We start from the raw sequence: 15,176 nt of genomic DNA, 5'->3' as shown, positions 1-15,176 counted from the left end.
TTTTAACAATTTATTTTATTGAAATTAACAAACTCGGCATAAAAATTGATTCAACCGTTTGAAAGAATACTCTTTATAAAAGGGATTCTTTCTGACCATAAAAAACCAATTTTAGCAGATAATCGCGTGAAAAAACTACTTTTACTTTTCTTTATATTTCCTTTATTTTCAACAGCTCAGAATATAAATGGCTCTATATTTTCTCAGGAAACCAAACTTCCGCTTGAAAATACTAATGTATTTGCCCTATCAAGCAAAGTGGGAACCATAACAGATGAAGAGGGTAAATTCTCTTTAAAACTTCTTTCAAAATTTAAAGATGACGAAATAGTAGAATTCTCACATATAGGTTATGTTACCGCACAATTCTCTCTAAGTTACCTGAGAAAGCAAAACTTTAAAGTTTTTCTTGAAGATGAAGTTCAAAATTTATCGGCTGTAACTATTAAAGCCAATCCCAAATTGAATTTAAAACTTCCGTACAGCAAATTAACTTCAATGAAACATAGTGTTTATTCTTTTGGATCTTTTTTGAAGGACGATAAAATTTACATGATTGGCGGCGATGCTTCTTATGAGATGGACCGACTGGAATTAATACGATCCAAAAGAGCCGATTTTACTTTAACAACTTATCTGGAAGCGTCCCAACAAAACTCTGTTCTCTCTTATTTTAGAAGGGATTTTTCTATTTATGACATCAAAACCAATACCTGGGAATACCCTGAATTAGAATCAAAATTAAAGAAAAGAGCCCACCATAACATTCATTATTACGACAATTCGATTTATGTTTTAGGAGGCAAATCTGTTAAGGTCAATCAAAAAAGCAATTGGGAATACCTTCAAAATGAAAACGAAGTTCTGGACTTAAACAATCGAACGATTAAAGTTGACTATACGAATCCGCATCAAGCAGCTGATTTTGCATCCTTTACCTACAAGGATAATATTATTGTAATGGGAGGTTCTGTAAAAATGACCGAAAACGGTACAAAAGATTTCACCAACAAGGTACATTTGTACAACATTACTTCAGGATATTGGTATGAACTTGATCCTATGCCAACAGCAAAAGAAACATCTGGAATTATAATAGACAATACCATTTATCTTATTGGTGGAGATGACGGAAAACCCGTATCAAAAATAGAAACCTTTGACTTAAATACCCAGGCATGGCAAACAGAAGGCGATTTATTTTTTGGACTGGAAAAACCAGCCATAGCCTATCACGACAACATGATTTACATTTATGAAGACCGCATAATGTATGCTTACGATCTAAAAACAAAACAACTTAAAGAATACGAAACAGAGTTAGCCCTGAAGTATTCTACTATGTATTTTGCCGATAATAAACTTTATATTTTAGGAGGACGTACTGAAAGTAAATACGAGAAAGCTCCTTCCTCCAATATTTTTACAATTGACATTAAAGATTTCAAAAATACGAAACCTGCCCGAACTAAAACCCTAAAGAGAGAAATGAACCTGGCCAAAGCCAATTAAAAAAAGCTTTTCAGTATTCGAAACTAATTTACTTTATACCAACCAAAAAACAATCTTAATCTGAACAGCGTGAAAAAATTACTTTTACTTTTTATTTTTTGCCCCTTATTAGTCATCGCCCAAAATATAAAAGGCGTAGTCGTTTCTCAAAAAGGCAGCCTTCCGCTTGAAGACACCAATATATTGGCGCTATCAAGTAAGACAAGGACCATAACGGATGAAAACGGTAAATTTTCTTTAAAACTTCTTCCTGAATTTAAAAATGAAGAGACTATAGAGTTCTCCCATTTGGGGTACAAAACAATAAGAATGTCGCTGAGCTATTTAACAAAGCAAAACTTTACCGTTGTACTCGAAGAAAACGTCGAAAATTTATCCGGAGTAACGATCGCCTCCAATTCAAAATTAAAAACTAAGATTTCATTCAACAGCTTAGCACCTTTAAAATATCCTATTTTTTCGTTTGGGTCATTTTTAAAAGATGACAAAATTTATGTTAGCGGCGGAGATGCTTACTCCGAAATAGACCAGCTGGCAAAAGTACGGGCCAAAAAAGCCGACCCAAACTTTCAGGATTTTCTGGATGAAGCTCAAAATACAGGAAAACGCCATTATAAAAAACACCTTTCTGTTTATGACATAAAGAATGACACCTGGGAAGTTCAGGATATAAAACTGCTGCCCAGAGCTTATCATAACATTCATTTCTACAACAATCTGATTTATGTTTTGGGCGGGAAAAAAATATTGGTTAACAAGATCAGCAGTTGGGAATACTTGCAAGATAAGATTGAAGTTGTAGATCTTGACAAAAAAAGTATTAAAACAGATAAGACAAATCCGCATCAGGCAGCTGATTTTGCTTCCTTTAGTTATAACGACAATATCATCGTAGCCGGAGGATCGGTAAAGAGGGATGAAAACGATAAAAAAGATTTTACTGATAAGATGCATTTGTACAATATTACATCCGGATACTGGTACGAACTTCCCAGTATGCTAACCGCTAAAGAAACTACCGGAATATTGATTGACAACAAAATTTATTTCATTGGCGGATACAATGGAAAACCTTTGTCGCAAATCGAAACTTTTGATTTGACAACAGAAAAATGGGGATTTCCCGGTGAATTATTCACTCCTTTAGAAAGACCTGCTATTGCCTACAACAACAATATAATTTACTTTTTTGAGGATCGAAAAATATACACTTATGAATTAAAAACAAAGCAGTTAAAGGAATTTGAAATTGAGCTGGAGTCAAAACGTGCTGCAATGTATTACTACGACAATAAATTATACATTATTGGAGGACGTATCGACAATAGTTATTCACAAGTACCATCGCCTAAAGTATACAGCGTTGACATCAATGAGTTTGAAACCACAAAACCGAATAGAATTAAGACTTTATCGCAAGAAGTGAGTTCCGCTAAACCTATTGAGTAAGCACAAAAGCTTGCTTATTTCAATTATAAAAAAAAGCTCTGTTTTCACAGAGCTTTTTTTATAGGAATGAATCTTAATGATTAGGCTTTTCCTGCAGCAATTAAATTTAAAGCTGAACCTGCAACAAACCAGCCAATCTGACCTTGGTTGTATGTATGGTTCGCCAGAATAATATCTTTAGTGCCATCAGCGTGAACAAACTCTAATGTTAATGGTTTTCCGGGAGCAAACTGGGTTAAATCAGTAAAATTAATAGTATCATCCTCCTTGATTTTATCATAATCAGCTTCATTAGCAAAAGTCAATCCTAAAAGACCTTGTTTTTTAAGGTTGGTTTCGTGGATACGGGCAAAAGATTTTACCAACACCGCTTTAACTCCTAAAAAGCGAGGCTCCATAGCGGCATGCTCACGCGAAGAACCTTCTCCGTAGTTATGATCTCCCACAACAATAGATGGAACTCCGGCAGCTTTGTAGGCACGTGCTACAGCAGGAACAGCATCGTATTGCCCTGTTAATTGATTTTTAACCGAATTTGTTTTTTGATTGAAGGCATTTACGGCACCAATCAGCATATTGTTCGAAATATTATCCAAATGTCCACGGAAACGCAACCATGGTCCTGCCATAGAAATGTGGTCGGTAGTACATTTTCCGAATGCTTTGATCAACAATTTAGCCCCCGTAATATTTTTACCGTCCCAGGCATCAAAAGGCGCTAATAATTGCAAACGCTCAGATGTTGGACTTACCACTACCTGAACTCCTGAACCGTCTTCAGCCGGGGATTGGAATCCCGGATCTTTAACATCAAATCCTTTTGGAGGCAATTCGTCTCCTGTAGGTTCCTCTAACATTACTTCTTCTCCGTCTTCATTGATTAAAGTATCTGTTAACGGATTAAAACTTAAATCTCCTGCAATAGCCATAGCCGTTACTAATTCCGGAGAACCAACGAATGCTAAAGTATTTGGGTTACCGTCGGCACGTTTGGAGAAGTTACGATTGAAAGAGTGCACAATGGTGTTTCTTTCTTCTTTCTCTGCTCCGTCTCTGTCCCACATACCAATACAAGGTCCGCAGGCATTAGCAAAAACAGTCGCTCCAATTTTATGAAAGGTATCAATAAAACCATCACGCTCGATGGTATAACGAACTACTTCAGAACCCGGCGTAATTGTAAATTGAGATTTTGTTTTTAAGTTTTTCGCACTTACCTGTCGGGCTAAAGAAGCCGCTCGGGAAATATCTTCGTAAGACGAATTGGTACAAGAACCTATTAACCCTACCTGAATTTGTAAAGGCCAGTTATTTTTAATAGCTTCCTCTTTCATTTTAGATATTGGAGTCGCTAAGTCCGGAGTGAAAGGGCCGTTTAAATGCGGTTCTAATTCAGATAAATTAATTTCGATCACCTGATCAAAATATTGTTCCGGGTTAGCATATACTTCCGGATCTCCTGTTAGATAAGAGGCCACTTTATCGGCAGCATCGGCAACATCGGCTCTGTTTGTAGAGCGCAGGTAACGCCCCATAGAAGCATCATATCCAAAAGTTGAAGTGGTAGCTCCAATTTCGGCACCCATGTTACAAATAGTCCCTTTTCCGGTACAAGACATAGAAGTTGCTCCTTCACCAAAATACTCAACAATAGCTCCTGTACCACCTTTTACCGTAAGTATACCGGCTACTTTAAGAATAACATCCTTAGGAGCTGTCCAACCTGACAACTTACCGGTTAGCTTTACTCCTATTAGCTTTGGAAACTTCAACTCCCAAGCCATACCTGACATCACGTCTACAGCATCAGCTCCACCAACACCAATCGCAACCATTCCTAAACCACCTGCATTTACGGTGTGAGAATCAGTACCGATCATCATTCCGCCGGGAAAAGCGTAATTTTCAAGTACAACCTGATGGATAATTCCTGCTCCCGGTTTCCAGAAGCCAATTCCGTATTTATTTGAAACCGATGAAAGGAAGTCAAAAACCTCGTTACTTTGTGTTTTTGCTCTTGCCAAATCGGTTGCAGCATCTACTTTTGCCTGAATCAGGTGATCGCAATGTACTGTTGTAGGTACTGCTACTTTAGATTTTCCAGCATGCATAAACTGCAATAATGCCATCTGTGCTGTTGCATCCTGACAGGCTACACGATCCGGGGCAAAATCAACATAATCTACTCCTCTTTTAAACACCTGAGACGGTGCTCCGTCCCAAAGGTGATTGTATAAAATTTTCTCTGTTAACGTAAGTGGGCGACCAACAAGCTCTCGTGCTTTATCAACACGACCGGGCATGTTCTCATACACTTTTTTAATCATTTCAATATCAAAAGCCATAAGTATAATTGTTTTTGTGTTTTTTTTGAACATCCCAAGTTACAAAAAATAGAGGAGTTATTAAAGAAAAAGCCCGAGTTTATCACTCGGGCTCTCTATATATAATGATTATAACTAATCGTAGATTACATCACTAACTGTTTGTTTGAAGGTGCAAACTTAGTTAAATTGATTCCTTCAACTGCAGTGGTATACTCCTCTAGTGTTGGAGTTCTACCCAAGATTGTAGACAATACCACAACCGGTGTAGAAGAAAGTAAAGACTCTCCTTTTTTACCTTCAGTATCCTCTACAACTCTTCCCTGGAAAAGACGTGTAGAAGTTGCCATTACGGTATCTCCTTTTGCTGCTTTTTCCTGGTTCCCCATACAAAGGTTACATCCCGGACGCTCTAAGTACAACATGTTTTCGTATTCTGTACGTGCTGCACCTTTTGGAGCGCTATCGTTAAACTCAAAACCAGAGTATTTTTGTAAAACTTCCCAGTCACCTTCTGCTTTTAATTCGTCTACGATATTGTAGGTAGGCGGAGCAACAACTAAAGGCGCTTTAAATTCAACTTTTCCTTTTTGCGCTTCTACGTTTTTCAACATTTGAGCAAGGATTTTCATATCGCCTTTGTGAACCATACAAGATCCGATAAATCCAAGATCTACTTTTTTCTCTCCTCCATAAAAAGATAACGGTCTGATCGTATCGTGAGTGTATCGTTTAGAAACATCAGCATTGTTTACGTCCGGATCGGCAATCATTGGTTCAGCAATCTGATCTAAATCAACTATAACTTCAGCATAGTATTTAGCATTTGAATCTGGTGTTAAAGCTGGTTTCTCAGAAGTTCTCACTTCTTCAATTCTCTTATTTGCTTTATTGATTAATCCCTGAAGAACGTGTTTGTCATTATCCATTCCTTTGTCGATCATAATCTGGATTCTGCCTTTAGCAATCTCCAATGATTCGATCAAAGTATCATCCTCAGAAATACAGATCGAAGCTTTTGCTTTCATCTCTGCTGTCCAGTCTGTAAATGTAAACGCCTGATCTGCATTTAACGTACCGATATGAACCTCAATAATTCTACCCTGGAATACGTTCTCTCCACCAAACTGATGCAACATCTGAGCTTGTGTAGCGTGAACCACATCACGGAAATCCATATATCCTTTCATATCTCCTTTGAAAGTTACTTTTACAGATTCCGGGATTGGCATAGAAGCCTCTCCTGTCGCTAATGCAAGAGCAACTGTTCCTGAATCCGCACCAAAAGCAACCCCTTTTGACATTCTCGTATGAGAGTCACCACCAATAATAATAGCCCACTCATCAATAGTGATATCGTTTAATACTTTGTGGATTACGTCTGTCATTGAATGGTAAACACCTTTCGGGTCACGAGCTGTGATTAAACCGAAATCATTCATAAACTTCATCAACTTAGGAATATTTGCCTGCGCTTTTTTATCCCAAACTGAAGCAGTGTGACATCCTGACTGATAAGCACCATCAACGATTGGTGAAATTACAGTTGCCGCCATAGATTCTAATTCCTGAGCTGTCATAAGACCAGTCGTATCCTGAGAACCTACAATATTTACTTCAACACGAACATCAGAACCAGCGTGTAATACTTTTCCAGGTGTCGAACCTACAGCATTTCTGTTAAAGATTTTTTCTACTGCTGTAAGACCTTGTCCGTCATGAGAAATTTCTTTTGAAGGAGCAAATACAACCGGAGCCGTAACCCCTAAAGTTTTTGCTGCGAATGTTTGAAGTTTTTTACCAAATACGATAGCATATGAACCACCTGCTTTGATAAATTCCATTTTTTGAGGAGTAAATGCTTTAGAAATATCGATCAGCTCCTGATCTCCATTGTAAAGTTTTCTCTCTTTAATATTAATTGTTAAAACAGTTCCTGTAGCTACAGAATAAGTTTGCTCTAAAATTGGTTCGTCATTTTCATTACGCACAACATTACCTGCTGCATCCACCTTTTTAACCCAGTTTTTAAGGTCAAGACCAATACCACCGGTAACATCAACTGTAGTTAAGAAAATTGGAGAGATACCATTTGTACCTCCAACAATTGGAGCAATATTTACGAATGGAATGTATGGACTTGATTGTTTTCCTGTCCAAAGTGCTACGTTATTCACACCTGACATTCTTGAAGAACCAACTCCCATTGTTCCTTTTTCAGCAATTAACATTATGCTTTTATCAGGATGTTGTGCCTGTAAAGCTCTAATTTCCTGCTGTGCTTGTGGTGTAATCATACACTGTCCGTGAAGTTCACGATCTGAACGCGAATGTGCCTGATTACCCGGAGAAAGTAAATCTGTTGAGATATCTCCTTCACCGGCAATAAAAGTAACTACTTTAATTTCGTCAGCTACTTCCGGAAGTTTTGTAAAGAATTCTGCTTGTGCATAGCTTTCCAGAATTTCTTTCGCAACTTCATTATTATTTTTGAATGCCTCTACTAAACGATCTGTATCTGCTTCGTAAAGGAAAACCTGTGTTTTAAGAACTTTTGCTGCATCTTTTGCAATGGCAACATCATTACCCAAAGCTAAATCAAGCAGCACCTTGATAGAAGGACCACCTTTCATGTGAGATAATAATTCAAACGCAAAAGCAGGAGTAATTTCACTTACTACAGCTTCTCCAAGAATAATCTCCTTTAAAAACTCAGCTTTTTCACCAGCAGCACTTGTAGTACCCGGCAAAGTATTATAAATAAAAAATTTAAGAGAATCTTCTCTATACGGATTGTTAACATCCTTAATCTGTGAAATGATTTCGCTTGCTAATTCTGCACCATCGATTGGCTTTGGATGAAGACCTTGGCCTTTTCTTTCCTCGATTTCTTTAATGTAATCTTGATAAGTATTCATAATATTATAGAAGTCTTTTTATTTTTTGTTTGCAAATTTAGCTATTAAAGCCGAGAATTAAAAAAAATATAACAGAACTCGCCTTTTCAAACATTATTATTGCTAAAAAACAATTTTCATTACTTATTTTTGCCAAAATTTCAATTTTATATTAAAAAAATGAATTATTGCCATTTTAAAATCCTTTCTTTAGCAAAGTCGAAATTTAACAGTATAAATGAAGTGAGATTTTACCCCAACTTTAACGAAGAACCTTTCTAAATAAGCGATTATAACGTTATAGTAACCGATTTGTCTTCTCCAATCTGCCTCTTTCAAAACCAAAAAATCATTAAGAATATTTAAAGAAATCTTTAAGTCAAAAAAACGAAACAAAAAGTTTATTTTTCAATTATTATTATAACTTTGTAATTCAAAGTTCTTTTAATTAAAAAACACTTTCCATGAGTACAACCAAAATAAACTCTTTTTTAAACGATCAAATTGGAGTAAAAATCAGCCTTATTATTACGCTATTCAGCACAACGATGCTAGCACTTTCTTTATTGGGAAATAAATCAGATTACGAAAGCTTTGAAATGCTTTCTGTACTCAACATCATTATTCTGCTCCCGTACGGTGCGATCCTTACTTACAACCTATTAAGAAACAAAAAGAACTATCTTCATTTACTTCCTTTCTTATTTCTCAATTGGTTTATCGGATGTTTCTCTACCAATGTTTATGTAAATGTTTTCGAAAATTTACCCCTTTGGGTGTATTGCACAACGTTTCTGTTTTGCTTTTCAAACTTTGTAATTTACAATCGCGAAATAACAAATCGCAACATTAACTTTATCTCTTATTTCATCAACGGCTGTTCTTATCTCTTAATCGTATATTATGCTGTATTCCTGATACCAATAAGCATGTTTTCTATTATAGGAATTCTTGCTTTAGGACTAGGTTTTTATGGATTAGTGCCCGGGATTGTACTTACAATTCATACTTACATCCTGTCTAAAGTTCTTTTTGAACAAAAAAACAACACCTATGCATTCTTCTCAGGCATCGGAATCATTTTAACCAGCCTGATTGTATTTACTTTTTTATTAAATAGGGAAAGTCAAAAAATAAACCAATATGGCATTACCAAAACATTTGAAGAAAATAACGATTTACCCACTTACATTAAAGTTTCTCAGAATCTTAAACCTAATTTTTTGAATGAAATTCTGCTAAAGAAAAACATTGTATACATTGCATCGGAAAACTTCTTTGAACTAGATGGTTTTGGCAGATTTAATAACAATGTTCAGTATCACGAAAGAAAGACTCACAATCCTTTTTTAAATATCGCTTATCATTTTGCAGAAAACATCAATTTAAGCGATGATGATAAAGTCAATATTCTGAAATCTAATTTTAATAAAAGACTTGAATCCGAAGAGCAATTATGGAGCGGACGAGATCTTATTACCAAAAACATTAAGGAAGATGTAAAAATTTATCCAAATGACAGACTCGCTTATACCGAGATTACAATGGATGTGGTCTGCGAAGAAGAAAGCAGGGGTCAGAAAGAAGCTATTTATTCCTTCCAGCTACCTGAAGGCTCTGTTGCCACTTCTTTGTCATTGTGGGTTAACGGAATAGAAAGAAAAGGTGTTTTGACTACCAAAGAAAAAGCAAAAGAAGCGTATAATCAGGTTGTGGGTATTGAGGCAAGAGACCCTTCATTGATGCAATGGAAAGAAGGAAACAGAGTTACAGTTCGCGTATTTCCAATTACAAGCGAATTACCCCGAACTTTTAAATGTGGCTTTACAACACCTTTAAAAGCTGCAGACGATAAACTGATCTATCAAAGTTTGAGCATAAAAGGTCCAAACATCAATAATGCTGCGACTATTTCGAGATTTCAGGTTAAAGGAAATAACGAATTTAAGACTTCAAAAGATTTTGACTTTGCGGGTAATTACCACATAAATGAATCTAAAGGTCTGGACAGATGGGAAGCAGAATTTCCTTTAAGCAAAAAACCTTCCAACAGTGCCTTTGTATGGAAAAACAAAAGTTATGAAGTAAAACCGCTTATTAAAGAAAGAATCTCTTTTACACCAAGCGAAATTATTCTTGATCTTAACAACAACTGGAAAATAGAAGAACTTGAATCGATACTCAATCTCTCGAAAACCAAATATTTTGTCCTTATAAATAATACAAAACAAGAAATCAATGTGTCTAATTACGAAAATATCTGGAACCAATTTAATGAATTGAATTATTCCCTTCTGCCCCTTTATGATTTACAGGAAAATACTTTGATTATCACAAAATGCGGTACCTTTTCTTCGAACTTTGAAGAGTTAGAATCTTCAAAATATTTAGAAAAAATAAGAAAAGGAACAAAAGACAAAGGCTTAAAAGTTATCAATATCTCGAACGAAATAAATCCGTTTTGGCAGACCGCAAAGGAGCAGAAATATGTGAATTTTATACAAACAAATCTTAATACTTGTACAGACCTTATCAGCAAAAAGCATTTCATAAAATTTCAAACTAATGAAAACAGTATTAATTTAGAAACTGCCGGAATCTCAATCCATGAAAATTCAGCAATTCAGCAAACAGCTCATACCGGTTCAAATCATTTATACAGAATGTTCTGTTTTGGAAAAGTTTTAAACGATCAGGTCGAAATTCAGGCTGACACTTTAAAACAAAACAAATATGTTGACCTGGCAAAAGATGCCAATATTGTAACTCCAATTTCTTCTTTAATCGTACTGGAAACTGATGAAGATTACGAAAACAATGGGATTGAGAAAAACGTTAATACCTTAGGAAATGCATCTATCAACAATGACGGAGCTGTACCTGAACCGCACGAATGGGCACTATTATTCATCGTTTCATCGGCCATTTTATTCTATTACAGAAAGCAAAAATTAACGAATTAATGAAGGATTTAATTCTACATAAAAAAACAATACTTGCTGTTTTTGCAATCTTATTGCTTTTTGCAATAAACAGCAAGATATTGGTTTTAAATCTAAACAACGATTTCCTTGGGATTCTGGGTTCTCTTTGTCTTTTTATCGTTGGCGGGAGAAAAACAAATTTCAGAATTAATTATTTTTTAGTTCTAAGTATTCTATTATTAGAATTCATCAGCTGGCGTTTAAACACAAAATCGGTTCATTTTCTTTCTATACTATTATTTCTGTGTTTCGTTTTCCATTATTTTACAGGGAAATTTTCCTTTATTGCTTTTATTTGCCTTGTTTTATTCTCGACCCTTTTTAGTGCTTTTTTTGCACACTTAACCTCAGAAATAAAACAGGGTCTTTGTTATATCGTTTATCTGACACTAAAGAATTTTATACCTATAAATAAAATCGAAGGTGTCAATTTTTACATCAATAATGCTAAAATTACCATCGACACTGCTTGCATGGGGTTGTCTATGTTTAAGACGGGATTGTTATTTGGCGCCATTTTAATGACTCTGGAAGAAAGAAGGCTCAAACAATATTACGGCGTTTTTCAGATACTCTCTTTCTGCTTACTTATAATAGCGCTCAATATTACCTCTAATTATTTTAGAATCGTAACCTTAATTTTTTTCAATTGCACTCAGGAAAACTTTTTGCATCACGCCATTGGTTTAATCTGTTTTACTGTTTATCAAATTATACCGATGCTATTCATTATTAAGTATATAAAACCAAAAATAAAAAACAATGATGCAAACAAAATCAAACCAAAAATCCTTATTGTACTTGCATCATTTACAGTCCTTTTAGCAACCAGTATAAAAATCAAAAATGAAACAGAAACTAATTTTCATCAGGAAGTTAGTTCTGAGTATCATACAAAAAAAGGCTCTTGGGTAAACAAGGAGGTTTTTAAAATTGAAACTGCCGAGAAATTGACTTATATAAAAACACCCTCTCATAATCCGATGGTTTGCTGGACAGGCTCCGGATACAAAATTATTGAATCCAAGAAAGTCCTGATAAACAAAGAAGAAATATGGTTTAATAAAATGGAGAAAGACAACCAAAATTATACATCGTATTGGTGGTACGAATCTAATGGCAAAAAATACAGCTCTCTTATTGAAGTTTTACTTATAAAATTGATTTATGGCCAACCGATTTTTTTAATAAACGAAACCTCAAAATCAAATTAAATAGAAAACCCAAACTAGTAATGAATTCTAGTTTGAGTTTCTGCTATTTTTATTGAATCTGTTACATCAGTTTTTTAATAATAACTTCTTCTGTTATCCCTTCAGCATCTGCTTTATAATTTTTAATAATTCTGTGTCTTAAAATTCCAGTTGCCACTGCTTTTACATCTTCAATATCCGGCGAGAATTTCCCATTGAAAGCGGCATGCGCTTTTGCTGCCAAAATTAAATTCTGTGAAGCTCTTGGTCCTGCTCCCCAATCTAAATAATTCTTAACAAAATCATTCGACAAAGCATTATCAGGGCGTGTTTTACTCACTAAAGTTACCGCATATTCGATTACATTATCGGCTACGGGAATTCTGCGAATCAAATGTTGAAAATCAATAATTTCCTGTGCACTGAATAATGGGTTAATGACTGTCTTAGCATCAGAAGTCGTACGCTTCACTACCTGAACTTCTTCTTCGAAAGTTGGATATTCCAGCTTTATGGCAAACATAAAACGGTCTAACTGTGCTTCCGGTAACGGATAAGTTCCTTCCTGCTCAATTGGGTTTTGAGTAGCTAATACAAAATAAGGTAAATCTAACTTATAGTTTTGCCCCGCAATGGTAACAGAACGCTCCTGCATGGCCTCCAGTAAAGCCGCTTGTGTTTTTGGCGGAGTTCTGTTGATCTCGTCAGCCAAAATGATATTGGAAAAAATAGGCCCTTTAATGAATTTAAAATGTCTGTTTTCATCCAGAATTTCACTTCCCAGAATATCTGAAGGCATTAAATCCGGCGTAAACTGAATTCTTTTAAAATCTAAACCTAAAGCCTGAGACAAAGTATTAATCATTAAAGTTTTTGCCAAACCCGGTACACCAATCAAAAGAGCATGACCACCTGAAAATATACACAGTAAAATTTGGTCAACTACGGCATCCTGGCCAACAATAATTTTTGCTATTTCGTTTTTTAATTCGTTTCGTTTCTGAACTAAATTATGAATTGCTGTTACGTCAGACATTTAGATATGTTTTTAAAATTAAAAAGAGTTAGTATTATGAATTCATAAAACTAACTCTTTTTCTTTATTTAATAAAAATTATTTTTTTAGCCAATTGTAAACAAACTTACAATCTCTGTACTCTCCAATAATTTTGATATAGGTATCTTTAATTTTAGTATCAAACCATTTTGAAATTGTCGTGATCTGCTTTTCTTTTAATGCCAATTCTTTAATTTTGGTATAATCCTTAGCATAATCTGCCACGTGCTGCTCAATTCTATTGGTAACTGTGATTATCTTATATGTTTTTTTCCCTTTATCATCTGTATTTAAAAGCGGTTGTGAAATTTCATCGTCTTTCAAATTTGAAACCTGACCGTATAAAGTCGGATCCATTTTAGTCAGTTCAAAACGGGTATCCTGAGTATTTGGATTTACCAGTGTTCCTCCGTTTGCTCTTGTCTCTTTTTCATCAGATTCTGTTCTTGCAGCTTCTGCGAAAGTAATCTCTTTATTTATAATCTTATTTCTAACATTGGTGATCCTTTCTTTTGCTTCTTTCAATGCATTTTCAGAAACTGTTGGCGGAATCAAAATATGTCGTAATTCAATTTCCTGTCCCTTAATTTTTTCAACCATGATAATATGGTATCCGAAAGTAGTTTTAAAAGGTTCGGAAATCTCTCCCTGTGCTAAACTAAAAGCTACATCTTTAAATTCTTTCACAAAAGGAGTCTTTCGGGTCATTTTATAAAAACCACCCGTCGGTGCAGATCCCGGATCTTGTGAATACAATACTGCTTTTGTCGCAAAACTGGATCCCTCGAGAACATCTTTCCTTATCGCATTCAGTCTGTCAATTACCTTCTGCTCGTCCTCTTTGGAAACCTTTGGCTCCACAACAATCTGTGCTACTTCCATCTCAGCTCCAAAAGTCGGTAATTCCTCTTTAGGAATCTTCTTAAAGAAGTTACGAACTTCCTCAGGAGTTATTTCTACAGCATCAACAATTTTCTTTGTCATTTCTGACGCCAATTTTTGTTCTTTTAAGATATCTGCAAAATAGGTCTTAAATTCCTCTACAGAATTCTTTTTATAATAGGCTACCACTTTATTAATATCACCCACTTGCTGTATCATATAATTCAATCGCTCGTCCATCATGCTTCTTACTTCGGCATCACTCACTACGATACTATCCTGAATTGCCTGATGTGCATAAAGTTTATCTTCTAAAAGCTTCCCTAACATCTGACATCTTGTAATATCTTTTGTAGATCCGCCCTGTGCTGAAATCTCTAAAAATGCTTTATCAATATCTGAATCTAAAACAATATAATCTCCAACTGTAGCAATAATACCATCAACTTTCAACTTCTGTCCGGATGTCATCGTAATGGCAGGTTTGCTGACTACTGTATCCTTAATAACTTCTTGTGCCGAAATAATTGAGTTGAAAAAAAATAAAAAACACATTGTCAACACGTATCGGAAATCAATTGTTTTTAGCGCTAATTTTTTTAATAACATTATTTAAAATTTAATTTGAATGTAAAGATCCTGCTTTAGAATTTGTCATAAACTAAAATCATTTTAAAAATATTTCAGTCGTATAATTCCTGAAATATTAAACAATTATGATCTAGTTCCTTTTGACTTATAACGAACAAAAATAACAATTCAATTACATAATACAACTATCGGCTATACTATTAACAAAAAATTATAGAGATGTATCTCAATTTTCAAAGGAACTAACTTCTAAGTCTCGTTCAATGGTTTCGAAAAACCAGCGAAAA

8 protein-coding genes are annotated in these 15,176 nt (G+C 35.0%); 4 read left to right on the top strand and 4 right to left on the bottom strand.

Features of this window, described 5'->3' with window-relative positions; all coding sequences use genetic code 11:
• Nucleotides 1-126: 126 nt before the first annotated feature.
• Nucleotides 127-1,512, top strand: a complete 1,386-nt coding sequence (locus M4I44_RS10160; RefSeq protein ID WP_249967207.1) for a carboxypeptidase-like regulatory domain-containing protein — start codon at nucleotides 127-129, stop codon at nucleotides 1,510-1,512.
• Nucleotides 1,513-1,581: 69 nt separating this feature from the next.
• Nucleotides 1,582-2,961, top strand: coding sequence for a carboxypeptidase-like regulatory domain-containing protein (locus M4I44_RS10155; protein ID WP_249967206.1), 1,380 nt, complete (start codon nucleotides 1,582-1,584; stop codon nucleotides 2,959-2,961).
• Between the two features lie 80 nt (nucleotides 2,962-3,041).
• Here the strand turns inward: M4I44_RS10155 and M4I44_RS10150 are convergent, their stop codons facing one another.
• Together M4I44_RS10150 and M4I44_RS10145 are read right to left on the bottom strand one after the other, a co-directional pair.
• Nucleotides 3,042-5,306 (bottom strand): aconitate hydratase, encoded by a 2,265-nt coding sequence (locus M4I44_RS10150; RefSeq protein ID WP_249967205.1) that lies wholly within the window; start codon nucleotides 5,304-5,306, stop codon nucleotides 3,042-3,044.
• A 125-nt stretch (nucleotides 5,307-5,431) separates the two neighbouring features.
• A complete protein-coding gene (locus M4I44_RS10145) occupies nucleotides 5,432-8,203 on the bottom strand; it encodes a bifunctional aconitate hydratase 2/2-methylisocitrate dehydratase (protein WP_017496737.1) in 2,772 nt (923 codons plus the stop codon).
• Between the two features lie 443 nt (nucleotides 8,204-8,646).
• Here M4I44_RS10145 and M4I44_RS10140 point away from each other — a divergent pair, with 443 nt between their 5' ends.
• Both M4I44_RS10140 and xrtN read left to right on the top strand, forming a co-directional pair.
• Nucleotides 8,647-11,145 (top strand): XrtN system VIT domain-containing protein, encoded by a 2,499-nt coding sequence (locus M4I44_RS10140; RefSeq protein WP_249967204.1) that lies wholly within the window; start codon nucleotides 8,647-8,649, stop codon nucleotides 11,143-11,145.
• Complete coding sequence (gene xrtN / locus M4I44_RS10135) at nucleotides 11,145-12,380, top strand: exosortase N (RefSeq protein WP_249967203.1); 1,236 nt, start codon at nucleotides 11,145-11,147, stop codon at nucleotides 12,378-12,380. The genes M4I44_RS10140 and xrtN overlap by 1 nt, the downstream gene beginning before the upstream one ends.
• A 61-nt stretch (nucleotides 12,381-12,441) precedes the next feature.
• Here the strand turns inward: xrtN and M4I44_RS10130 are convergent, their stop codons facing one another.
• Together M4I44_RS10130 and M4I44_RS10125 are read right to left on the bottom strand one after the other, a co-directional pair.
• Nucleotides 12,442-13,395 carry a MoxR family ATPase gene (locus M4I44_RS10130; RefSeq protein ID WP_017496734.1) on the bottom strand — a complete coding sequence of 318 codons (954 nt, stop codon included), beginning with the start codon at nucleotides 13,393-13,395 and terminating at the stop codon, nucleotides 12,442-12,444.
• A gap of 78 nt (nucleotides 13,396-13,473) precedes the next feature.
• Nucleotides 13,474-14,907 (bottom strand): peptidylprolyl isomerase, encoded by a 1,434-nt coding sequence (locus tag M4I44_RS10125; RefSeq protein WP_017496733.1) that lies wholly within the window; start codon nucleotides 14,905-14,907, stop codon nucleotides 13,474-13,476.
• Nucleotides 14,908-15,176: the final 269 nt, after the last annotated feature.

The sequence above is a fragment of the Flavobacterium sp. B183 genome, assembly GCF_023539155.1.
Lineage (GTDB): Bacteria > Bacteroidota > Bacteroidia > Flavobacteriales > Flavobacteriaceae > Flavobacterium > Flavobacterium tructae.
This window is presented reverse-complemented; position numbering and strand designations above follow the sequence as displayed.

What these genes read in the sequence shown, in the direction of transcription:
- xrtN (WP_249967203.1), top strand. Translation starts at nt 11,145, where the DNA reads ATGAAGGATTTAATTCTACATAAAAAAACAATACTTGCTGTTTTTGCA.
- M4I44_RS10140 (WP_249967204.1), top strand. Translation starts at nt 8,647, where the DNA reads ATGAGTACAACCAAAATAAACTCTTTTTTAAACGATCAAATTGGAGTA.
- M4I44_RS10130 (WP_017496734.1), bottom strand. Translation starts at nt 13,395, where the DNA reads ATGTCTGACGTAACAGCAATTCATAATTTAGTTCAGAAACGAAACGAA.
- M4I44_RS10125 (WP_017496733.1), bottom strand. Translation starts at nt 14,907, where the DNA reads ATGTTATTAAAAAAATTAGCGCTAAAAACAATTGATTTCCGATACGTG.
- M4I44_RS10145 (WP_017496737.1), bottom strand. Translation starts at nt 8,203, where the DNA reads ATGAATACTTATCAAGATTACATTAAAGAAATCGAGGAAAGAAAAGGC.
- M4I44_RS10150 (WP_249967205.1), bottom strand. Translation starts at nt 5,306, where the DNA reads ATGGCTTTTGATATTGAAATGATTAAAAAAGTGTATGAGAACATGCCC.